The sequence below is a fragment of the Kineothrix alysoides genome (assembly GCF_000732725.1).
Taxonomy (GTDB): Bacteria; Bacillota; Clostridia; order Lachnospirales; family Lachnospiraceae; genus Kineothrix; species Kineothrix alysoides.
The window spans coordinates 1,366,863-1,390,646 of sequence record NZ_JPNB01000002.1; the positions used below are offsets into that span (position 1 = coordinate 1,366,863).

Here is a 23,784-nt window from a genome sequence, read left to right on the forward strand (position 1 = left end):
AAAGTACTTTATTGATTTCTAATCAATAAAAATTAAATAATCTTAAGAAGTTATAAGCTGGAAAAGGCAGGTTATTTATGTTACGCTTAAAAAGGTCAGCGATTTAGAGAGTATTAATCGCTAAATAGCATGATTTTTAAAAGGAGATAAAAGCGTAATGAATAAGTGGACAAAATTTGTGGCTTTGACGCTATGCCTTTGCTTATTGCCCGGTATGGCGGTGCAGGCGAGAGAGATTCCGACAGGAGGAATCGACTATACTTCAGTGTTTGATGCGGATTACTATTATAATAACTATCCCGATGTACAGAAGGCGGTGGAACATGATGCGGATAAGCTCCTTATGCATTTCATAACTTCTGGAATGAAGGAAGGGCGCATAGGCAAGGCAGAGTTCGATGTGCGTGCTTATATGAGAAATAATCTCGACTTAATTCCTGTTTTGGGCATAAAGGATCTGAGCGCGTATTATTATCATTATATCCAATCAGGCAAAGCGGAGGGGCGCGTGGCTACCCAAACAGGCACGCAGACGGATGTGAATGAGATTTCTTCCTATTCCACAAAGTACAATATCGACGAAGACAGAGCGGTAAATGTAGAGCTTGCATCCGCAAGAATAGACGGTATGGTGATCCAACCGAAGGAGACATTTTCTTTCAGCAAATCCATCCTCTCAAGAACCTTGGAAAACGGCTATAAGGTGGCACCTTCTTTTGCCAGTGGGAGAGTTGTGACGAGCATAGGCGGAGGAATCTGTCAGGTGTCCTCAACCCTCTACGTGGCGATGCTGCTTTCCTCCATTCCGGCGACAGAGCGCTACACGCATTCCCTGGAGGTGGATTATGTACCTCAGGGACTCGATTCGGCAATCGTAGAAGGCGCGAAAGACCTGAAATTCAAAAATCCTTATGATTATCCGGTTTGTATCCATTCTATCGTGGAGGATGGCAATTTAACGGTGAGCATCAGCAAGGTGACGGAATAACCGAATAGATAGAAATAAAATGAAGTTAATAAAATGAAGTTAGTAAAATAGAATTAATAAAATAAAAATAATAAAACAAAGCTGATAATCAGAAATAAAACAATTTAGAAATAATTAGAAAAAATACAATTAGTGGTTGACAAATCAACCGGTTATATGTAAAATAATCAATGTTGACGCGCCGAAAGAAAGCGTGCAGCAATATGGTTCATCATGGTTATTTTACATTTGCGCGAGTGGCTCAGTTGGTGGAGCACGACCTTGCCAAGGTCGGGGTCGCGGGTTCGAGTCCCGTCTCGCGCTCTCTAGTAAATGCAGTATATTAGCGGTTTCCGAGGTTTTCGGGAGCCGTTATTTTTGTTTAAAATGGTTTTTTCTAAGGTTTTATTCTAAAGTTCTTGTATTTTGTCTTTATTATCCGTAGTTAACAATATTGTCCGCATAGTTATCCGCCACTATTTGTTACATGACAAGTGTAACATTCCCGTAATTTGTAAGCATAGTTTTACGCTATTCCCGATAATTTACGATACCAATTTGGGGGATGTATTTTCATTTAATAGATTATAGGTGGCGAATGAATGTTTGTATTCGTGTAATGTATCCGCGGTATATTGTGTGTGGCATTGTATTGACGGAGAAACTTTTAAATGCATAGGAATATGCATCTGGTGCGATGGAATATCCAAACTCGGAAACAAATAAAAAATTATTATCAGCAAATTTCGGGTATTTCAGTCGCATTTCTTTTTCCATAGAATATGACTGTCAATGGCTTTGTATAACAATTTTAAGAGCAGTAGGCCGAGGCAGGTCTGGTGTTTTCATATCGGACAGATAACTATATTTATCATAGCCCGGTGTCATAGTTAATAATGTGATTCTTTTACCTCATCTCAAGCCCCAAAAGCCTATCTGCTCGTCTGCTCATGTCAATTTCTTCTTGACCTCAATTTTTGATTGTTTAATTCTGCTCATAAGTGTGGCTGGCAAAAAGGAAAACAAGCATGCGTACTTTTTTTATTGAGGATTTGGGAGCTATCATATCCGCGCTGGCAGGGGCTCAGAAAGAAGCTTAGGAAGGAGCGTGATTATGGAAGAATTTTATAGGGATCATATCAAGAATGAAGAGATTACAATGGATGATGTACCTAAGCGGTGGAAAGCAGTAACGGAAAAGTGGCTGGATAGTAATTAAAATACGCATGTAGAAATTCCCTGGATAATTTTGGCTTAATTGAAAAGTTAAGTTCTACTTTTGATATCTCCGCATTTCATGCGGACTTTAATTCCAGATTATCCTTAACAAAGAGGTGATTTTCTATTATAATAGAACTAATAACACAGAAATCAGTTGATTCTTTGCATGAGAATGGGACATCTGGAACTAGTGTGCGAGACTAAATTCCACATGTCTGTGATGTAAGACTAAGTTCTATGCAGTGGAATCCGCCTATGCTATCTAGTTCTAATTTATTTTAGTAATCCTGGTTTCAGATTTACATGATCTGGTTTAATCTCTTTCAGGTTCAAACAGTCATGGAGCCTATTATCCAGGAGCAGCTGAGACAGTTCAAATGGACTATGTCCGTTTAGGCTGTCTCTTTTTTCGCTATTGATATGATTCATAAGAAGGGTGACTCTCTGATCGTCCAAATCTTCAAATGAAGTCCCCTTTGGTCTGACATATCGTATATACTCATGATTCTTTTCTAAGGCTCCTTTTTGATTGGAGCGATACGGATCGCAATAATATACAGCAGTTCGTTTTTCTCCAGTTAGGGAGGTCTCCAATTCGTCGGGATTTTGGAACTCATGGCCGTTGTCAGTAAGGATCACTTCAAACAGCTTCCGAAACACCTCTATGCCTAATGCTTCTGTCAGTGAATCAAAGATCCGCTTAATTTCTGTCTGCGTCTGTTCTCTTAAAAGGAATATCAACATCAGATTGCAGCTACGAAATAGCATCGTCATGAAGCACGGCTTTGTACCTGCTCGCCCCTCCACAGTATCAAGTTCTACGATGCTGCCAGTAAAACCATTCGCTAAAAGCATTTGAAAATCTTTATAGGCCCGGTCAATCCGGAAGGTACGGTTATTCATACTGCAAGTGGTGGATGTCTTTCTCTTTTTATATTTGACTTTACGCCTTAGATCAAGGTTTCTCACATCAAAAACACCACTTGCGATATAAGTATAAGCAGTACGCCTGGAACATCCTAACTTCTGAGCATGTGTGGCATAAATATGCCCCAGAGACTGTCCTTTCTTAATCAAAGGAGTCAGGAGATCATTCATTTCCTGTATCCGCTCCGGTGTCTGATTAATCCCTTCCCGACTTGAGATAAGAACATCTCTATAATTATCGTCGGCGTATTTAGAAGAGTAAATTTTCTGCTCCAGTAAGCAATTCACACGTTTCAGACATCCATTGCATACATAGGGTGGTTTATTAAGTTTCGCACACTGCCTAGGCTTGTATTCCTTGCAAACTTTTTCACACTGGTGTTTGTGACAGGACCGACATAGTTTTATACATTCCTCATCACCACAAGCATGTAGCATCTTGCACTTATTGGCTCTGGGATTTGTATCATCTCTGTTGTGGCTGCAGGGAACTTTAGCAAAACTTCTTGATTTGCTGTGTTCTTTTATTTGAGTGTGCTTGCGAATTTCTTTTGAGATGGTACTTGGATCTTTGCCGGTTAATGCAGCGATTGCCCGGAAGGATTTTCCTTCAGCTAAACCGTGCTCTATAGATATACGCTGGGATAAGGTAAGGTGTTTATGATTGCCAGTAGGTCTGTTGTTCATGGTGACCTCTCTTTCTGCACAGGAGGGCAATCAACTGCTCCTTTATTATACAGAAAAAGTGGTGCGGAGGTAATTTCTACAGGGGTAGAATTTACTCTTGCCAACTAGAAATTAAGTTTTCATTCTACCCTGGATAATTTTGTATATATTCACTATTGAAAAATACGAACATATGTTCTATATTATGATTAACACATGTGGAAGAACTATTAACCGACAAAATTTAAAACGAAAGGAAAGTATTATGCAAAAAGGATTTCAGAAGGTGTACGTTCATAGTTGTGGCGATGGCGTTATTGCAACACCGGTTATTGGAGAAAATGGAAATTGGTATGTTGGAAATGACGATACCGGCGTAAAAGCAGAAGGATTTGATGGAAAAGACGGCGAGATGGGTCCGGTTGGCCCTCAGGGACCGAAAGGTGAGCAGGGCGACGTTGGGCCGGAAGGTCCTCAGGGCTTAAAAGGTGATGCCGGAGCAGAAGGCCCTCAGGGACCAAAGGGTGAAAAGGGCGAGCAGGGAGAAGCTGGTCTGCAGGGGCCGGTAGGTGAAACGCCTGAATTGGCCGCAAACTTAACCACAACGGTTGCCGGTAAAGCTTTAGACGCAACGATGGGAAAGACTCTTGATGATAAAATTAGTGATTTGAATATTGAATTTGAAGGATTCAAAACGTCTTTTCAGAATGGCTGTAACACAATTGCCGGCAAAGTAACGGAATTGGGATGTGCTACAGCCGGTAATGCAGGTCCCAATGTCATCGCTCAAAATATTGAGATAGTGGCAAATAAAAAATACAATGACGGCGTAGCTGCCACAAAAGTCGGAACGGCCACGGCAAGCCAAGTATTAAGCGGATATACTTTTACGAATAATAATGGCGTGGGGCTATCCGGAGCAATGGCGAACAAGGGAGCGGTAAACGCTTCGCTGAACGCAGGGCAATCTTATACTATTCCAATTGGATATCATAATGGAGCCGGAACTATTTCTGCTAATTCATTAGCAAGTCAGACTCCTGCCACGGCAGCAGCCGGCAATATAAGTGCAGGCAAAACTGCATGGGTAAATGGAGTGAAGATAGATGGTACGGGTACAGATAATACCGACAGATATAATGAAGGTAGAGATTCTGTAGCGCTAAAGAGAATCAGTGTAGGAAATCTTTGGACAACCGGTCAAGATAGTGGCACGATTGATATCAAAAGTAAGTATGCAAAATGGAATACATTAAGCAATGCAAACTTTGTATTTGCGTGCGGAACGGCAGTAAAAGGAGGCCCGCAGGGACAGAATGATACAACAAGATGTTCTCCGTCATTATCATACAATGCCAGCACCGGGATTTTAACGGTCAATCCAAATGTAAACAATAATCTCAGAATAGAATACGATATATTGTTGTTCTATTGTGAATAAAGTCAAAAGTGGTTAAAACAGAATAAGTAAAAGCGCCAGAGAGCCGGTAGGGAATACTCCTTACCGGCTTTTATATTACTGATATGCTATAGAATAGGCGGCTGTTTTTATTTCATAACTCAAAGTTTACTGAATAATCCGCCTTATTTGAGTAATTTAGTCCATCACAGCTAACTCGCAAACGAAGCATTTATATGGGATAGCGCAAAGGCAACAAAAAACAGCGCAATGCAAAAGTTGATTACATTAGATTACACCTTCTAGCCTATGATACACAATATACTTTTCAGGCTTCTCTATGTTTGCAAATTTAATTTCAGGTATTATTTTCCACATAATCTGCAATATCATATCCGGTACACTTCCACGAACCATTCTCCTTTTCGCCACATGCCGCAGAAGCGCCTAGGATAATACCCTTCTGCGGCCGAGGCTCAAAGGACCGGAGGTTCTCCATAGTAACAGGCATTATATAAGGCGCAGCCCTTTTCTGAATCCATAACTGCAGGGGACATCTGTGTTGCCATAGCCGGGAGGGAACAATCGGCCCATTTTGGCACCCATTCAAAATATGCGGCTTCCGGTATTCCCATTTCTTTAAAGGAGATTTCCAGAGAGAGCTCCTTCCTCAGTAAAAGCAGATGATTTGCAAGAGCTTGTGACAGCTCTTTTTTATTTCCCGAGTATCCCAGACGCTTTGCCAAAGCGGCATAATTGGGATGTGGGCCGCATAATGCCATAGTGTAAGGGAGCATCAGGCCGCATACGCTGCCGTGAGACTTCCCGAAGGCAGGACCCGGATGATCATAGGAATGCGCAAGTCCGGTGCAGGAATTGGTGATAGCAGTGCCGGCCATAGCGGATGCAATGTGTATCTTCTCCCGGGCCAAAGCTTGAGCTGCCTGATCGGTACAACTGTTCAGAGCCTCTTTTAGATACTCCAAAATATCTAAAGCGGCCTCCAAAGCAATCGCCTGCGCCATGACGGAAGCATTTTTGGCTGTGCTCGCTTCAATGGCATGTGTAAGGGCGTCCATAGCGGTAGCGATACGGATGGAATCTGGAAGGGAATCCGTTAAGTCTGCGTCCAGCACAGCATAGTGGGGAATCAGGTGATTGTCCAACAGCAATTGCTTTACCTGCGTCACAGGGTCTATGAAAACAGCTACGGAAGTTGCTTCAGAGCCTGTTCCGCTTGTAGTTGGAACGGATACGTGCACCGCCTTTTTGCCAAGCACGGGAAGCGTGAAGGGGATTAATGCATCTTCGAATGTCATGTCAGGATTTTCATAGAAAAGATGAATCGCTTTTGCTGTATCCAGTACGCTGCCACCGCCGATGGCGAGAATCATATCCGGTTCAAAATTTCGTACTTCTTCCATGCAGGAAAAAATATCCTCTATATAGGGTTCGTTTCGGATCTGTGCAAGATAGCGGATTTCTGCCCCTGATTCTTTTGCGAGCTTTTCTATCGTATCCTTCAAAGAAGCATTGTAGCTTTTGCCGCCTCGTATAATGCCTATTTTTGTTTTTCTGAGAGAGGCAAAAAAAGAAATGGAGCCTCTTCCGGTAATAAATTGAGGCATTGAGAGTATGGAATATGGGTGGGACATGGTAAAGTCTCCTTTCATAAAAAGGTGTTGCTGGTTAACGAATTGTGTATGAAATAGTTCCGATTAACGTGTTTCGCAGTTACTAGTGTACTGTCTCATTGACATTTCGCAAAATAGCTTGCCTGAATTTTAGGCTGCCTCGTTGTCGTCAATCGACGTAGCCACCGCTGCGCCTCATTCCTCCACCTTGCAGTTTGAAAATTCATTCGGCGCTATTTTGCTGAAAGTCAATGAGACAGTACACTGGATACTAATATCATATAAATAAAAACATCATAGCAAATGTTACAAATGTCGTCAATATGAGAAAATGTAATAAAAAGAGTTTAAGGTTATTGTGAATTAGTAACAAAGATGGTGAGTTTGAATAAATATAATTGACTATACTGCACAGTGGTGCTATTCTATGGACAGGGGAGTTACAAAAGTAATATAAAGTTACAAATGTAATGGCAAAGTTTGAAAAGGAGATAGATATGGCAAACGTAACACAAAGAATGAATCATATTTTACAACCGGATGGAAAAACTTTTATTATGGCAATGGATCACGGTGCGAACTTTAACGTGCTTCCGGCGATGAAGGATCCGAAAAATTTAATACGTGACGTAGCAATAGCAGGAGCGGATGCTTTCTTATCTACGGTGGGTATGGCAGATAAATTTGCGGATTCTTTTTTGGGAAAAGGAATTATTTTAAGGATTGACGGAGGCGTTTCCTATTTAGGAGACCGTTCCAAGCCGATGCAGATAGTGGCTACGGCGGAAGATGCGCTGAGGCTCGGGGCAGATTCTGTTATTACGATGGGATTTCCGGGTTCCAGGTTTGAAAACGAGGTGCTGAGCAATTTGTCAAGGGTTGTACTGGACTGCCATAAGTGGGGAATTCCGGTAACTGCGGAGACATTGCCCAGAGGGTTTGAAAAGGCGGATGACTCGAGAACGCCGGAAAATATCACATTTGCATGCAGACAGGGGGTAGAGCTGGGTGCAGATATTATTAAGACGGAATATACGGGAGACCAGGACAGCTTCCATGAGCTGGTAGAAAGCGTATATGCGCCGGTAGTCATTCTGGGCGGTTCGAAGAAAGTTCCGGAGGAACAGCTTTTACAGGAGATTAAGGATGCACTCGATGCAGGAGCGGCAGGAATCGCAATGGGAAGAAATATTTGGGGACACGAGACTCCCGCTAAATATGCATCAGCCATTGCAAAACTGATACATGAAGGCTGCAGCGTGGATGCGGCATTAAAGGAGATACATTCAAAAACGATATAGGGGGATACATTAAAAATAATATAAAGGAGTGAAGTTTAAGTGAGCACATATAAGTTAGGTATCTTGACGGATAAGAAGAAAATAGAAGTAAAGGATGTGGAAAAGAGAGAACCTGATAAAAAACAGGTATTGGTAAAGGTGGATTCCTGTGCGATCTGTACCTTGGAGCAGAGATTTTATACGGGAGTCATGAACCGCTACCCTTTTGCCGGCGGACATGAGGTTGCCGGTGTTGTCGAAGCAGTGGGAGAGGGCGTTAAGAACGTAAAGGAGGGAGACAAAGTAAGTATCCGCCTGCTGACTTCCTGCGGGGAATGCTATTATTGCCGTAACGGTCATGAGAACCAATGCGTTATTTCCTTTATTGCGGAGACTCATAAGGGAATCGCAGGGCCGGGTGGAATGGCGGAGTACATGATGGTAGACGCTAAGAATGTTTATAAGATGGCTGATGACATCAATCTGGAACATGCAGCATTGACGGAGCCTCTTGCATGCTGCGTGCACAGTATACAAAATGGAGATATACAGCTTGGGGATGATGTTGTGGTAATCGGAGTCGGTATCATGGGGGCGCTTCATATCCAGCTCGCCAAATTAAAGGGTGCACGCGTTATCGCTTGTGAGGTAGATGAGGCAAGGCTCGAGGTAGCGCGTAAAATGGGAGCGGACGTCACGATTAACTCGAAAGCAGAGGATGTTGTTGCCAGAGTAAAAGAGCTTACCGAGGGAAGAGGTGCTGACGTGGTATTCTGTACGGTAGCGATTCCTGCAATCGGAAGTCAGGCAGTACAGATGACAGGAAAAGTAGGGAAAACTGTATTTTATTCCTCTTTTCATCCGGACAACCCTATTGAAATCAGCCCGAATAAGATTCATTCCACGGAGCAGATCATTACAGGATCCGTTAATCCGCAGACCAAGGATTTCCTCATAGCGACAAAGCTTCTTTCGGGCGGCATGATAGATGTAACGGAGCTGATTTCCGGCAAAGTGCCTTTTGACAGAATGGAAGAGGCGTTTGAGAAAGCGGTGGATCCTTCCACATACCGTATTATAGTAAAATGCAGTCAAAGAAGTTGCTAAATCTTGTCAAATTGCGTAAAATGTACCTAAGTATAAATACAATGCAAGGTAGGTATAAATTATGCAAAAGGGTAATATAACGGAAGCGATGATTAATGAGTATACGAAAATTGCGTATTACTATCATAAGGCAGGATTTACTCAGGAAGAAATTGCAAATAAGATGAATATGTCCAGACAGCGGGTAAACCGTATTCTGGCGGAATGCATCTCGCTTGGCATCGTACAGATACATGTAGTCAATATAAATGAAAACTATATGGATATAGAAGCAGGCCTGGAGAAGAAGTTCAATTTAAAGGGCGCCTGTGTCATGAACAATCTGATTAAGGAAAATATTTATGTGGATTTGGGAATGGCAGCAGGAAGATATATCGGTAATTTTATCAATGAAGGAGATACAGTAGGCTTTTCCAGAGGGCGCGCCACCGCAGCCATGGTAGATTATATGCCGTTGCTGAGGAAGGAAAACCTGACGGTAACTCAACTTCTGGGAAGTGCGAATCATGACAGAGAGCACGTTGCCGTGGATGATATCGTACATAACTTTGCAGTAAAGTTACAGGCAAAACCAGTTATGCTTTATGCGCCAGTTATTGTTCAAAGCAGTGAATTGCAGAATTCTATTATAAAAGAACCGTTTTTTCAGGAGGCTTATAATACGGTAAGGAATTGCAATGTGGCGATTGTTGGTATCGGAACCGCAAGCGGCCAGACAGAGCATCTTTTACCATTGAATGCCATACAGGAGACGGAAGACGATAAAGAAAAAATGGAACGGGCGGTAGGAGAAGTGGGTACACACTTTTTCGATGCCGAAGGAAGGCCTGTCATACCATCCTACCGAAACCGGATCATTGCAATTTCGCTGGAGGACTATTTAAATATACCGATCAGAATCGGAATTGCAGGATTACCAGAAAAGGCAGATGCTATTTATGCAGCACTGAAAGGCGGATATATCAACGTATTAGTCACGGATCTGGAAACTGCAAAAATATTGAAACAGAAACCATAGTCATGGCGGATACGGATATCGGAGACCCCTTTGTCAACGCTATCTCCATGACAAGCTTATTGGAAAGGAGAAGGTATAACAAAGGGGGTTTATTTTGTTACGCCATAATATGCATATGTCAGACAATAATCAAAACAATCAAGGGGGATCACTCGGGTTAATAGCATGCGTTACCATGATCTCAGGGGGAATGATCGGAAGCGCTATCTTTTCACTTTCAGGACTTACCGTTTATCTTGCAGGGCCGTCGGCTATTTTTTCATGGATTATAGCGGCTGCTATCATGTTGATTTACGGGCTTGTCGTAGCGGAATTATCCACTATTTTTCCTAAATCGGGCGGCGTATTTGTTTTTCCGTCCAAGGCACTTGGAAAGACCGAAAAAACCGGAAAGTTCTGGGGCTGGATATCCACATGGGGGTACATTAACGCTAATATCGTGGCGATTGCATTTGCGGCTATCTATGTGGGCACTTATCTGGGAGTCGGTTTCCCGATTCTTGCCAATTTACAGATTCCTCTCGCTTTAGGGGCTATCGCATTTTGCTTTATCTTAAATACACTGAAGTTTGCCGTGGCGGGACGGCTTAATAACATTCTCGTAGGCATCTTGATTCTTACAATGCTCATCTTCATCTGCGTGGGAATTTTCGGAGGCAGCTGGGATTCTTCGCAGCTTGTTCCCTTTTTCTCACAGGGCGCGTCAGGCAGTACAGGCTTTTTATCAGTAGTTCCTACCGCGATGGTCGGATACGGCTCCATTGTTGCCATTGCGTTTATGGTTTCCGAAGTGAAGGATCCGAACAAAAATGTTCCTAAATCTATTCTCATTGCTATGGGCATTGTAGTTACTTTGTATTCGCTGATCATTCTGGCCACGGTCGGTTTGATTACAGCAGGTTATTTGGCGGAAAATCCGGGTATGCGGTTTATTCCTCTTTATGCGGCAAGCTTCACCAAATTGACAGCTTACCCATGGATCGCCAAGGTCATTTCCATATCGGCGGTATTGGCACTGCTTACCACAATGCTTGTTGTTATCGCTCTTACATCAAGAGCCATTGCAGCAACGGCAGAAGGCGGCCTGTTACCGGAGGCATTACGAAGAAACGGCAAGACAGGAACACCTATTTACGCAACAATACTTGTAGCTGCACTCGGAGCCATCGTATCGTGCTTCCCTGAGTTTACGGCAGAAATCGTCAGTCTGGGTGCACTGTTCGCTGCTATTACCATCAGTATCAACTGTGTATCGCTGATTGTAGCGAGAAAGAAAAATGCATATGTGCCGGGTAACTTCCGTGCACCGGGTGGTAACGTACTCCCTGTTGTTGTCCTCATCATACTTATTATCTGCTACATCCCCGATATTATCGGCGGCGGCTGGGTACTTTGGCTTTACACCATTGCATGGTATTTATTAGGGTTTATCATTTACAGCTACTATTCCAGAAAAAATAAAAAGGCAGAATGAGGTGACAGCATGAAACAAATGAATATAGAAGCTATGAGGGATACGTATGTTGCGTTTGGCAGTTTTGACGGAGTTCATAAAGGGCACCTTGCGCTGTTAAAGGCACTGAGCGAAAAAGGAAAGAAGGATCAAAAGACGACTGTAGTTGTCAGTTGCTATTCCCCTTCTGACATGGAAGAGGGCGTACTTACAACAGAAGAGGAAAAAGAATATTTTATCGCGGATACGGGAGTCGACTGCTTCATTTCCTGCAACATGGAGGAAGACGGTCTTTTACGGGAGAAGTTTTTGACAGAAGTAATCCTAGGCAAGCTGGGAGCGAAAGTCATTATGACGGCGGAGCACGAGAGCGGCCTGGAAGAATTAAAAAGAGCGGCTAAACCATATGGATGCGAAGTATGTACGATAGAGCCCGTACTTTATAAAGACGAGATCATAAACAGCAGTCTTGTCAGAAAATATTTTATGGAATGTAGATTTGAAGAAGTTACGCAAATGTGCGGACATACCTACGTTATGATTGGGGAAATCGTACACGGCAAGGCGCTTGGAAGGACGGTGGGGATGCCTACAGCCAACCTGGGAGTGGGAGATACCAAGCTGAAACCGCCAAATGGTGTCTATGCCACAAGAAGCGTGGTAGAAGGCGAATGTTACCAGGGGCTTACGAATATCGGCACGAGGCCGTCCGTAGATGATCTTTCCATTATTACCATAGAAACCTTCCTGCTCGATTTCGCTAAGGATATATACGGCAAGAAGCTGATTCTGGAGGTTCACTTATTTATCAGGGGCGTACAGAAGTTTGATAACCTTGAACAAGTACAGAATCAGGTACAGAAGGATCTGGCACAAGTAAAAGATTACCTGGATTCCTTATCCTGAAAGTCCCCCTGATTATTAACGATCAAACAGAACGGCCTCCACACTACCGTGTGTATTGTCCGGTAACGGCGGTTCAATCAACTTAACATTGTTATTTTGAATAGCAGCATTGAGACTAATCCATACCGGGTTAGTCTCTTATTGTTTATTGCCGCAGCTCCTTTTGCAAAAAGAAAAGCCGCAGCTATTTAAAATATTGAAAACACTGTACAAAGTTATAGCTTATCCATAGGAAAGATGATATAATGAAATCGTCAAAACAATAACAAGAATGTATGTTTATGCACACAGGAACACATGTAATACAAAAGAAATTGATAAAGGCGGCGAGGTACATGAGAGAGAAGGAATTTGTCTTTTGCGAAGTTGCGGAGGAGCGGTTAGGACGAGAGAATATATTAATTGTTGATGATGATTTAGAGATGCTTAAAATCTTTCGTTTTTATTTGCAGGATAAATATAATGTGTCTGTAGTTAATTCCGGCGAGGCGGCGATAGAGCTTTTGGCGGATTATATCCCTGATGTGGTGCTTCTGGATTATTTGATGCCGGAGTGCAATGGGACTGAGGTCTTCCAGTATATGAAGGAGCATGATAGGACGAAGAATATTCCGGTTATTTTTCTGACGGGAGTTACGGATGAGGATACGATCAGGGAGTGTCTTTCCTACCGCCCGGTGGATTACATCGTAAAGCCTATTGCGAAGAGGGCTTTGCAAAGCAAGCTGGATATGTTTTTTAAGACGTATTAATAATGATAAATATATAAATGTTTTTGGGATCATGAAAAGAAGTAAGGCGTCCGGTTTTGAGACTAGCGAAGGCTGGCGAACCGGAGGCCTTATTATAATCAGAAAATTCGCATCGGGCGCTTTTTTGATTTAGCCATTATAAAAAAGGAGGAAGGACAAAAATGCGAGCATTATTTATTGGAGGAACCGGAACGATCAGTGCGGCTATCTCGAGGCAGTTACTGGAGGAAGGGCATGAGCTGTATTTGATAAACAGAGGAAACCGCAGCGAAACGCTGCCGGAAGGAGTACATTCCATCATTGCGGATATTGGGGATGAGGATAGGGTAAAAGAGCTGCTTGGAGATATGAAATTCGATGTGGTAGCGGATTTCATCGCATTTCAAAAAAAGCAGTTGGAAAGAGACTATAGGCTGTTCAAAGGAAGATGTTCCCAGTTCATATTCATCAGCTCGGCATCGGCCTACCAGAAGCCGTTGTCAGATTACCGCATTACGGAGGGAACTCCTCTTTCCAATCCCTATTGGGAATATTCCAGAAACAAAATAGAAGGCGAAGAATACCTTATGAAGCTGTATAGGGAGGAGGGTTTTCCCGTTACAATCGTAAGGCCCAGCCATACGTACGATGAACGTTCCGTTCCTCTTGGCGTGCATGGAGATAAGGGAAGCTATCAGGTAATCAAGAGGATGATGGAAGGAAAACCTGTTATCATTCACGGAGATGGTACTTCGCTTTGGACGATGACACACAACAGCGATTTTGCCAGAGGATTTATAGGACTTATGGATAATATCCATGCGATCGGCGAGGCAGTGCAGATTACCAGCGATGAAAGTCTTACATGGAATCAGGCATATGAAGCTATTGCCAGAGCTTTGGACGTACCCTTGATAGCTATTCATGTGTCATCGGAATTTTTGGATGCGAGCAGCGATGAATATGATTTCAAGGGCGGACTTATTGGAGATAAAGCGAATACGGTAGTATTCGATAATCAGAAGTTGAAGCGTCTCGTTCCGGGCTTCACGGCAAAGGTGAGATACGATCAGGGAATCAGGCAGACGGTGGACTATATTTTATCACACCCGGAATGCCAGAGAGAGGATCTTGAATTTGATGCGTGGTGCGATGCGGTTGTGGATGCAATCACAGAGGCCGCGGAAAAAGTGAAGAGCGTACGGAAGAAATAATGCAAAGATGTAATGGCGTGAGGAGCTTGAAAAGATGGAAAAGGCTTATAAGTTGGAATTTGCGGGGGAGAAGACGGGGAGCTTGTATGTGAATTGCTGCGGCTGTTCGAAGACCGAGCCGCTTCATAGCTTTGGGCCGGCCCTAAAGCCTCATTATTTGATTCATTATGTTTTGAGCGGCAAGGGTAAGCTTTCCATCGGAGAAACGGTTTATCCGCTGGAAGCAGGATACGGCTTTTTGATTACGCCGGAGGAATTGGCTTTTTATCAGTCGGATGAAGAGAATCCATGGACCTATGTGTGGGTCGGCTTCAGCGGGACAAGCGCGGAGGAATATGTGAAGTCCATCGGTTTGTCCGTGACGCATCCGGTGTTTAAATCGGACCGTTCCGATGAATTGTATCAAATCGTAAGGGATATGATGGAGCACAATACTTTCGGGATAGCCGATGACCTTCGAAGGAACGGACAGCTTGGAATTTTTCTCTCCATCATCGCCGAGGGGGTGCCGGTTACAGACAAAAATGAAAGCGACAGGGCGAATATTTATGTGCGAAAGGCCGTAGAGTTCATTCAGGGAAATTACTGCAACCCCATAAAGGTGACGGATGTAGCAGATTATGTATGTATTAATAGGAGTTATTTATACACCCTTTTTCAAAACTCACTGGGAATATCGCCGCAGCAGTTCCTGATGACCTTCCGCATCGCCAAAGCGACGGAGCTTTTGCAGCTTACGACACTTTCTGTGGAGAGCGTCGCTCTTTCCTGCGGCTATCAGGACCCGATTGTATTCACGAAAGCATTTAGACAGATGAAAAAAATGTCTCCCTCTGCTTACCGGAAGGATATTGCAAAAGGAGAAACGAGAAGAAACAAAGAACATCTGGAACAGGTGGAGGAATTTATTGATCAAATCAATCGGATAAAGAATTAAACAGTTAACATTTTGACAGGTAATTGCAACAAAGCATCATGGAATTTATACGCCGGTTTATTATAATTCTAAGTAAAGAGATAACTACTGCAAATTATGGTTACTGTTCACTCAGTAGCTTAACACTTGCTGTTAAGTTACGTAAGAACGTGATACGAGGGATGATTTTAACAGAAAGAGACGGGTATAGGTGGGAATATGAAAGAAATGATGTTGAAGAAGTTTGAGGAAGTGTTTGGAAACAGCGCTCAGGCGAAGGTTTACTTCGCGCCGGGACGCGTTAACATGATAGGCGAGCATACCGATTATAATGCAGGACATGTTTTTCCCTGCGCGCTTACCATGGGTACCTATGGCGCAGCGATAAAAAGAGAGGACAAGAAGCTTCGCTTTTATTCCATGAATTTCGAGTCGCTGGGAATTATCGAATCTAATATGGAGGATTTGAAGCCGGAGAAGGAAGCTGACTGGACAAATTATCCGAAGGGCGTTATGTGGGCCTTCGAAAAGAAGGGATATGAGATTCCCTGCGGAATGGATTTGCTTTTAAATGGAAATATACCTAACGGTTCAGGATTATCCTCTTCCGCATCGGTGGAAGTTCTTACGGGTTATATCCTGAGAGAATTCTACGGTTTCGATGTGAGCAATCAGGACTTGGCGCTGATAGGGCAGTATTCCGAGAATAACTTCAATGGGGTTAACTGCGGCATTATGGATCAATTCGCAATCGCCATGGGCAAAAAAGGACATGCTATCTTCCTCGATACCGCGGACCTTTCCTTCGAATACGCACCTATTAAGCTGGAGAACGCGAAGATCGTCATCGCATGCAGCAATAAAAAACGTGGTCTGGGCGATTCTAAATATAACGAAAGAAGAAACGAATGTGAAACGGCGCTTGCAGAGATTCAGGCGGCAGTGGGAATCGATGGTTTGGGAGATTTGACCGAGGAGCAGTTCGAGCTTTATAAATCTATGATTAAGGATGAGGTTCGCATACAGCGTGCAAGACATGCGGTATATGAGAATCAGAGAACGATAAAAGCAGTAGAGGCCTTGAAGAACAACGATGTAGTGCTGTTCGGAAAGCTTATGAACGAATCTCATGTCTCCCTTCGGGATGATTATGAAGTCACTGGCATAGAGTTGGATACTCTGGCAGAAGAAGCTTGGAAAATAGACGGCTGCATCGGTTCCCGAATGACCGGCGCCGGTTTCGGCGGCTGTACGGTAAGTATCGTTAAGACGGAGGCCATCGATACTTTTATAGAAAAGGTCGGCGCTGCATATAAAGAGAAAATCGGATATGCTGCTGATTTTTATGCGGTAGAAATCGGAGACGGTCCTTCAGAAATTTGTGATTAAGAAGGAGCCGATGAGATGATACTGCAAGATATTGAGAAATTGGTTCTGTATGGCTTGCATACGGGACTGATTGAGGAAGAAGACAAAATATATACCATCAATAAATTGATTGAACTATTTGAACTCGACAGCCCGGGAGAATGCGGCAGCAGTGCAGAAGCAGAAGAATCGGCAGAAGAGGATTTGGAAAGTATCCTGAAAAGAATGATGGATTATGCTTATGAAGCCGGCATTGTGCCGGAGGACGGAATTGTATACAGAGACTTGTTCGATACAAAGATTATGGGAATGCTCGTACCCCGGCCAAGCGAGGTGATTCGCAGATTCAAGGAGTTATATGCGATAAGTCCCGGGAAGGCGACAGATTTTTATTATCAGTTCAGTCAGGATACGGATTATATCAGAAGATACCGCATTAAGAAGGACAAGAAATGGCTGGCATCTACAAAGTACGGCGACTTGGATATTACCATCAACCTTTCCAAGCCGGAGAAAGACCCCAAGGCTATAGCGGCAGCCAGAAACGCCAAGCCAAACGGTTATCCGAAGTGCCTGCTTTGCAGGGAGAACGAAGGCTATGCAGGGCACGTAAGCCATCCGGCAAGACAGAATCACAGAGTGATTCCTGTGGAAATCAACGGCTCCCAGTGGGGACTGCAATACTCCCCATATGTATACTATAATGAGCATTGCATCGTATTCAACTCGGCCCACGTGCCGATGAAGATCGACCATGCTGCTTTTTGCAAGCTTTTCGATTTCGTAAAGCAGTTCCCGCACTATTTCGTAGGCTCCAATGCCGACCTGCCTATTGTGGGAGGCTCCATTTTAAGCCATGACCATTTTCAGGGCGGTCATTATGAATTCGCCATGGCGAAAGCATCGGTGGAGAGAAACTTTCAAGTGCAAGGCTTTGAAGACGTGGAGGCGGGCATCGTGAATTGGCCCATGTCCGTTATTCGCATATCCTCTAAGGACAGCGGCCGCCTTATTGCGCTTGCCGATATAATCTTGGAAAAATGGCGCGGTTATACCGATGAGCAGGCTTTTATCCATGCATACACAGGAGAAGAACCCCACAATACCATTACTCCAATCGCAAGGAAGCGTGGAAATAACTTCGAACTGGATCTGGTGCTTCGCAACAATATTACGACCGGGGAACACCCTATGGGAGTATATCACCCCCATGCAAAGCTTCATCATATTAAGAAAGAAAACATTGGCCTGATTGAGGTTATGGGGCTCGCCGTGCTGCCGGCCAGATTGAAGGATGAAATGGACGACCTGGCAAAGGCCATATTAGAGGAAGCAGATATTCGTAAGGACGAAGTTCTGGAAAAACATGCGGACTGGGTAGAAGAATTCCTTCCGAAATATGAAGCTGCCGGCCGTGACACAAAAGAAAAACTAATGGAAATATTGCAGAAAGAAATCGGCGATGTATTTATGCAGGTGCTTGAAGATGCCGGAGTTTATAAGAGAACGCCGGAAGGCAAGCTTGCATTTGACAGATTTATCAGTACGTTATAAAAGAGCTGATAGGCAGAAAGTATTAATAAACAGAAATATTAGTAAATAGAAAATATTAATTAACACAATATATTAATTAATAAAAAATATTAACAAATAGAATGCGCCTTGAAAATCACTTTCAAGGTGCATTTTAAGTTTTCAAAATGACGTGGACTTAACCATGAATATATGGCATAATTTTCTGGTAGGAACGCAAACGGGAGGGCTTGCAAATTGATGCAATACGATAACAATAAAACCGGTTTTTTTCATAGTGGAGGAATTGAAATGGATGTAAAAAAATTAATCGATAACGATTTTAGAGGTGTCGCACTTGCTATAAAAAATGATAAAATTATTTGCGAGCACCAAAGCGGATATGCGGACTTACCCAATAAGGTTTCCAATACCTTAGATACGAAATTTGCCAGTGCGTCTGCTGGTAAAGCATTTGTTGCTGTGGGCATTTTACAGTTGATCGAGCGTAAAGAATTGAACTTTAGCGATACCCTGGGCGCTCTTTTTGATATTGATTTGCATAATATAGATCCGGATGTAACAGTCGAACAGCTGTTAACACATACTTCGGGAGTTCCGGATTATTTTGATGAAAGTATTATGGAAGAATATGAAGAACTGTGGGAAGATTTCCCCAACTATAAAATAAGGCGAAACGCCGACTTGCTGCCCTTATTTATCGATAAGGATATGATGTATCCCCGGGGAGCGAAGTTTCAATATAATAATACAGGATATGTATTGCTTGCGCTAATCATCGAGAAGGTAACAGGAATCGAGTTTGACAAGTATTTACAAACCAATGTATTTGATGTATGCGGCATGAAATCGACAGGGTATTATGAGTTGGACAGACTCCCTGCGAAATGCGCCAATAATTACATATATTGCGAGGATACAGACAACTATCGCACGAATATATTCAGCGTCGATGCCAAAGGAACCGGCGCCGGCGGCGCCTATATAACAGCAACGGATATCGTGAATTTCTGGAAGGGCATAATAAGCTATCAATTGCTTTCAAAAGAACTGACTCTTAAAATGCTGAGCAAGCAGAGCGGAGACGGACAGGATAGTGAAGAAGGATATTACGGATATGGTTTTTGGATTATTGATAATGATGAAGCGGACGACATTGCATATTTCCAAGGATGCGATCCGGGTGTAAGCTTTATATCGGAGTATAATCCTAAGAGTAATTTAATTTCTGTTATTGTCAGTAATTATGGGGATGATGTTTGGAAGGAAATGGGGAAGATAAGAAAAGCAACCTCTTGATTTCAGGAGGGGGAAGGCCTGTGCCTTTCATTTATTTGCAAAGAGGACTCCCATCGGAAAAATAAATGAAAACGTTAATTATAAACACTCTCTTATTAAATAATTTGCATCATAACACTTTTCAATAGGAAAGGATATAGCTGAAACTGTGAAATTCTTACTGACTGCTTTAAATGCAAAATACATTCATTCCAATCCCGCGTTGTACAGCCTTCGTGCTTACGCGGGACAGGAGTATGTCCCTCATATTGCAATTGCTGAATACACGATCAATCACAGGGTAGAAAGCATATTGTCCGACATTTACAAACACCGTCCCGATGTTATAGCCTTTTCCTGCTATATCTGGAATTTCCGCATGATACGTGAAATTATCACAGAGCTTCATAAGATTATGCCAACCCTCCCCATATGGCTGGGCGGCCCTGAGGTTTCCTTCGATGCAGAAAAGCTATTGAAGGAATATCCTATGATTACCGGAGTAATGATAGGAGAAGGTGAGAAGACATTTCTCAGCTTACTGCAATATTACTTACAGATCTTAGAAAAGGATTCCTTGTATGAAGATTCCTCGAAGCCTTTTCCTGACTTTTCACAGGGATCATTTCTCAATGAAATTCCGGGCATTGTATTTCGTGCCGGAGAGAATATTATAACGACCAAATTGCAAGAACTGACCGATATCAGCACGCTCCCCTTTTTGTATGAGAACCTTGAACCCTTCCAAAACAGGATCATATACTACGAAACGAGCAGAGGCTGCCCCTATCGCTGCAGCTATTGCTTATCCTCCATCGATAAGAAGGTACGCCTGAGGGACGTGGAGATTGTGAAAAAGGAACTTCAATTTTTCCTGGATAACCGCGTGGCTCAAGTAAAATTCGTGGATAGGACCTTCAACTGCAGTCACCGGCACGCCATGGAGATATGGCGATACATTCACGAGCACGACAACGGAATGACCAACTTTCATTTCGAGATTGCCGCAGAAATAATAAGTGAGGAACAGCTCGAAATCTTATCCGAAATGCGCCCGGGACTGGTGCAGCTCGAAATAGGAGTACAGTCCACAAACCCCACGACATTGAAAGAAATCAATCGTTCCATGGATATGGATAAATTGAAGTATATTGTGACACGAATCCATAGCGGAAATAACGTGCATATACATCTGGATTTGATAGCGGGCCTTCCTTATGAGGATTACCATAGCTTCAGCCAATCCTTCAATGAAGTGTATGCCATGAGACCCCAGCAGTTGCAGCTGGGCTTCCTAAAAGTGTTAAAGGGATCGCCTATGCATGAAAAAGCTGGAAGCTATGGAATAAATTACACCAGCGAGCCTCCCTATGAAGTGCTATACTCCAAGTGGATGCCCTATGATAAGTTGTGCGATTTAAAGCGGATAGAAGAAATGGTAGAGCTGTATTATAACAGCAATCAGTTCACGCATACGCTGCCGGTGCTGGAAGGGGCTTTTGAGGGGGCATTCTCCATGTACGAAAGGCTTGCAGAATATTATGAGGAAAGCGGATACTTCCTGAACAGTCCGTCGAGAGTGTACCGGTATGAAGTGCTCCTTCGATTCGCCTGTCGTTATGATAAGGAGAAAGAAGAGCTTTACAAAGAGCTCCTGACCTACGATATATATTTGAGAGAGAATATGAAGAGCAGACCCGGTTTTTCCAAGGATCTGACAGTCTATAAAGAACAGCTTCAGAATTTTTATAAAGAGGAAGAAAAATTGAGGGAACAGCTTCCGTTGTATGCAGAATATCAGCCCAGGCAAATCGCAAAGATGACACATATAGAAGCATTTTCCTATGCCGTATGGGAGGACAATCTCGATAAACGTATGAGCAGAGCCAAGTCGCCCACGGCAGTACTATTCGATTACAGACAAAGGAGTCCGCTTACGAACGAGGCGAGAATACTGCTCGTTCCTATGGAGGAAGGATAAATGACGAAAAAAACGAAAGAAATCCTAGACCTATTGGATGAGAGATACGGCACAGAATATCGTTGTTCACTGGACCATGAAAATGCGTGGCAGCTGCTGATTGCTACGATTTTAAGCGCTCAGTGTACAGATGCCAGAGTGAACGTGGTAACGGCAGATTTGTTCCGTAAATATCCCGGTGTGGAAGCGTTTGCGGAGGCGGAGCTTTCTGAGCTGGAAAAGGATATTCATTCCACCGGATTCTACCGTAATAAGGCTAAGAACATTATTGCCTGCTGCAAGGAGCTGATGGAACGGTTTGACGGAGAAATACCCCGCTCGCTGGAGAACCTCACTTCCCTTGCGGGTGTAGGGAGAAAGACGGCGAACGTTATCAGAGGAAATATTTACAACGAGCCGAGCATCGTGGTGGATACTCATGTAAAACGGATTTCCAAAAAGCTGGGACTGACAAAGGAAGAGGACCCGCTGAAGGTCGAAATGGATTTGATGAAGGCGCTGCCAAAAGAGCATTGGATTCTCTGGAATATTCAGATTATTACCTTGGGAAGAGAAATATGTAAGGCACCTACCCCAAAATGCGAGGAGTGCTTTTTGCAGGAGCAGTGTGACGATTACCGGAAACGGAATAAAGATAGGAAAAAGAAGAATGATAAATGATTACGTATCTCTGGACCTGGAGACTACCGGCTTGAATACGAAGCATGACAGAATCATAGAAGTTGGCGCGGTAAGGGTGAGGGAAGGAAAAGTGACAGATACCTTCCAGCGCTTCGTAAACCCCGGAAGGGCCTTAAGTGAAACGGTATGCACTCTGACAGGTATTACGGAGCAGATGCTTGAGAGCGCTCCGGAAATAGGAAGTGTTCTTCCTGAGCTTCTGGAATTCATCGGAGGAGATATTTTGCTGGGACACCGCATCTTATTCGATTATTCCTTCTTAAAGAGAACTGCGGTGAATCAAAAGATGACATTTGAAAAGGAAGGAATCGATACGCTGAAGCTGGCGAGAAAGTTTTTGCCAGATTTGGAAAGCAGGAAGCTGGAAGACTTATGCAGCTATTACAAGATAGAGCATAAAGCCCATAGAGCCTTAGGAGATGCGCAGGCGGCTTCCGATTTGTTCCTTAAATTATCGGAGCTTTTTTATAATGAAAAGGACTTTAAACCGCAAAAGCTGATTTATCAGGCGAAAAGAGAGACTCCTATCACGAAGCCTCAAAAAGAACGGTTATATAAATTGCTGGACCAGCATAAAATTAATATTGACTATGATGTGGACAAGCTTACGAGAAACGAGGCGAGCAGAATTACCGATAAGATTCTTGCAAAATATGGACGATAGTGTCCTTAGAACCTGACCTGAGATTTTCCGCCCGTTTTAAAAGGTCTGCAATTTTTTCGGTCTGTCCTTCTTCCGTATAAATGGAGGATAACAGACGGTAGCTTCCACTGACATCAGTGTCGGTAGAAATGGCGAATTCCAGAATGTTTTTTGCTTCCACGGCATAACCTGCTTCGTAAAGCAGCAGGGCCCACTTCTGTAAAGTGCCGGCCAGTGTGGTATAATTTTCATCATAGCGCATGAGAAGGTTGAGATTGGGAGCACCGTATTCCAGCTTTAACTCGGTATTGCTGATTCCCGTGAAGTTGACGATAGGGGAATCCTTGAGAACTTGTAGGATTCGGTGGCATTCGGAGATTCGTTCATCTTCTGTAAGAAGTTCCATCGGAAGCCTATCGAAGGGTATTGTGATATAATTCAGGCTATCCAGGGGCTTGCGCCTTGTCCGGTTGGCTTGTGCTTCTTTTTCCCAAAAGGAAGATTCATTTTTTTCGGAGTGGCGGCGTGTCTTGGAAAGCTCGTAGGCGAGCCACACGATGAAGATGATAAAACTTGCAAAAAAAGGGATTTTCATATATAATATCCTTTCAGTGGATAGGAGGAATTGCTATGTTTAATATGAACAGTAACAAGACGAAGAAGATAATTTCATCCATCATTATTATATTAGTAGTGCTGGCTATGGTATTACCAACTTTATCATACTTTATTTCCTAGCACAATATTTTCGGCGCAGATTACAAAAATGCGATAAGACTGCATTTTGGCGCTTGCAGCCTTCACAAAATTGAATAGAGACACAATTTTGGCTTGGCGGTATGGAAGGCTGAATAGTAACTG

At 43.2% G+C, this 23,784-nt stretch carries 19 protein-coding genes and 1 tRNA gene; 17 read left to right on the forward strand and 3 right to left on the reverse strand.

Features of this window, described 5'->3' with window-relative positions:
* Positions 1 to 157: 157 nt before the first annotated feature.
* Entirely contained in the window at positions 158 to 988 is an 831-nt protein-coding gene (locus tag CC90_RS0117305) for a VanW family protein (RefSeq protein ID WP_035315814.1), read from the forward strand.
* Between the two features lie 230 nt (positions 989 to 1,218).
* Positions 1,219 to 1,291 (forward strand) — tRNA-Gly (locus tag CC90_RS0117310).
* 1,170 nt (positions 1,292 to 2,461) lie between these two features.
* On the opposite strand, the gene CC90_RS0117320 is transcribed toward CC90_RS0117310, so the two are convergent.
* Entirely contained in the window at positions 2,462 to 3,802 is a 1,341-nt protein-coding gene (locus CC90_RS0117320; RefSeq protein WP_031391983.1) for an IS30 family transposase, read from the reverse strand.
* A gap of 244 nt (positions 3,803 to 4,046) precedes the next feature.
* On the opposite strand from CC90_RS0117320, the gene CC90_RS24865 reads away from it, so the two are divergent.
* Complete coding sequence (locus tag CC90_RS24865; protein ID WP_031391984.1) at positions 4,047 to 5,222, forward strand: collagen-like protein; 1,176 nt, start codon at positions 4,047 to 4,049, stop codon at positions 5,220 to 5,222.
* 434 nt (positions 5,223 to 5,656) lie between these two features.
* On the opposite strand, the gene CC90_RS0117335 is transcribed toward CC90_RS24865, so the two are convergent.
* Positions 5,657 to 6,835, reverse strand: coding sequence for an iron-containing alcohol dehydrogenase (locus CC90_RS0117335; protein ID WP_031391985.1), 1,179 nt, complete (start codon positions 6,833 to 6,835; stop codon positions 5,657 to 5,659).
* 476 nt (positions 6,836 to 7,311) lie between these two features.
* On the opposite strand from CC90_RS0117335, the gene CC90_RS0117340 reads away from it, so the two are divergent.
* The 14 genes from CC90_RS0117340 (at position 7,312) to CC90_RS0117405 (ending at position 22,944) form a co-directional block, all read left to right on the forward strand.
* Positions 7,312 to 8,115 carry a class I fructose-bisphosphate aldolase gene (locus CC90_RS0117340; RefSeq protein WP_031391986.1) on the forward strand — a complete coding sequence of 268 codons (804 nt, stop codon included), beginning with the start codon at positions 7,312 to 7,314 and terminating at the stop codon, positions 8,113 to 8,115.
* Positions 8,116 to 8,154: 39 nt separating this feature from the next.
* Positions 8,155 to 9,201, forward strand: a complete 1,047-nt coding sequence (locus CC90_RS0117345; RefSeq protein WP_031391987.1) for a zinc-dependent alcohol dehydrogenase — start codon at positions 8,155 to 8,157, stop codon at positions 9,199 to 9,201.
* 61 nt (positions 9,202 to 9,262) lie between these two features.
* Positions 9,263 to 10,219, forward strand: a complete 957-nt coding sequence (locus tag CC90_RS0117350) for a sugar-binding transcriptional regulator (RefSeq protein WP_031391988.1) — start codon at positions 9,263 to 9,265, stop codon at positions 10,217 to 10,219.
* Between the two features lie 115 nt (positions 10,220 to 10,334).
* Positions 10,335 to 11,693, forward strand: coding sequence for an APC family permease (locus CC90_RS0117355; RefSeq protein ID WP_108702666.1), 1,359 nt, complete (start codon positions 10,335 to 10,337; stop codon positions 11,691 to 11,693).
* 9 nt (positions 11,694 to 11,702) lie between these two features.
* Positions 11,703 to 12,578, forward strand: a complete 876-nt coding sequence (locus CC90_RS0117360) for a riboflavin kinase (RefSeq protein ID WP_031391990.1) — start codon at positions 11,703 to 11,705, stop codon at positions 12,576 to 12,578.
* A 335-nt stretch (positions 12,579 to 12,913) separates the two neighbouring features.
* Positions 12,914 to 13,330, forward strand: a complete 417-nt coding sequence (locus CC90_RS0117365) for a response regulator (RefSeq protein WP_051869741.1) — start codon at positions 12,914 to 12,916, stop codon at positions 13,328 to 13,330.
* Positions 13,331 to 13,491: 161 nt separating this feature from the next.
* On the forward strand, positions 13,492 to 14,523 hold the full coding sequence (locus CC90_RS0117370) for an SDR family oxidoreductase (RefSeq protein ID WP_031391992.1): 1,032 nt from the start codon (positions 13,492 to 13,494) through the stop codon (positions 14,521 to 14,523).
* A gap of 34 nt (positions 14,524 to 14,557) precedes the next feature.
* Complete coding sequence (locus CC90_RS0117375) at positions 14,558 to 15,460, forward strand: AraC family transcriptional regulator (protein ID WP_031391993.1); 903 nt, start codon at positions 14,558 to 14,560, stop codon at positions 15,458 to 15,460.
* A gap of 198 nt (positions 15,461 to 15,658) precedes the next feature.
* Complete coding sequence (locus tag CC90_RS0117380; protein ID WP_031391994.1) at positions 15,659 to 16,828, forward strand: galactokinase; 1,170 nt, start codon at positions 15,659 to 15,661, stop codon at positions 16,826 to 16,828.
* A gap of 15 nt (positions 16,829 to 16,843) precedes the next feature.
* Positions 16,844 to 18,361 carry a UDP-glucose--hexose-1-phosphate uridylyltransferase gene (galT, locus tag CC90_RS0117385; protein ID WP_031391995.1) on the forward strand — a complete coding sequence of 506 codons (1,518 nt, stop codon included), beginning with the start codon at positions 16,844 to 16,846 and terminating at the stop codon, positions 18,359 to 18,361.
* A 270-nt stretch (positions 18,362 to 18,631) separates the two neighbouring features.
* Positions 18,632 to 19,639 carry a serine hydrolase domain-containing protein gene (locus tag CC90_RS0117390; protein WP_031391996.1) on the forward strand — a complete coding sequence of 336 codons (1,008 nt, stop codon included), beginning with the start codon at positions 18,632 to 18,634 and terminating at the stop codon, positions 19,637 to 19,639.
* 148 nt (positions 19,640 to 19,787) lie between these two features.
* Positions 19,788 to 21,599, forward strand: a complete 1,812-nt coding sequence (locus CC90_RS0117395; RefSeq protein WP_031391997.1) for a B12-binding domain-containing radical SAM protein — start codon at positions 19,788 to 19,790, stop codon at positions 21,597 to 21,599.
* A complete protein-coding gene (gene nth, locus CC90_RS0117400; RefSeq protein ID WP_031391998.1) occupies positions 21,600 to 22,259 on the forward strand; it encodes an endonuclease III in 660 nt (219 codons plus the stop codon).
* Positions 22,249 to 22,944 carry a 3'-5' exonuclease gene (locus tag CC90_RS0117405; protein WP_031391999.1) on the forward strand — a complete coding sequence of 232 codons (696 nt, stop codon included), beginning with the start codon at positions 22,249 to 22,251 and terminating at the stop codon, positions 22,942 to 22,944. The genes nth and CC90_RS0117405 overlap by 11 nt, the downstream gene beginning before the upstream one ends.
* Here CC90_RS0117405 and CC90_RS0117410 read toward each other — a convergent pair.
* Complete coding sequence (locus CC90_RS0117410) at positions 22,910 to 23,518, reverse strand: hypothetical protein (protein WP_051869743.1); 609 nt, start codon at positions 23,516 to 23,518, stop codon at positions 22,910 to 22,912. The two genes, CC90_RS0117405 and CC90_RS0117410, sit on opposite strands and share 35 nt — an antisense overlap.
* Positions 23,519 to 23,784: the final 266 nt, after the last annotated feature.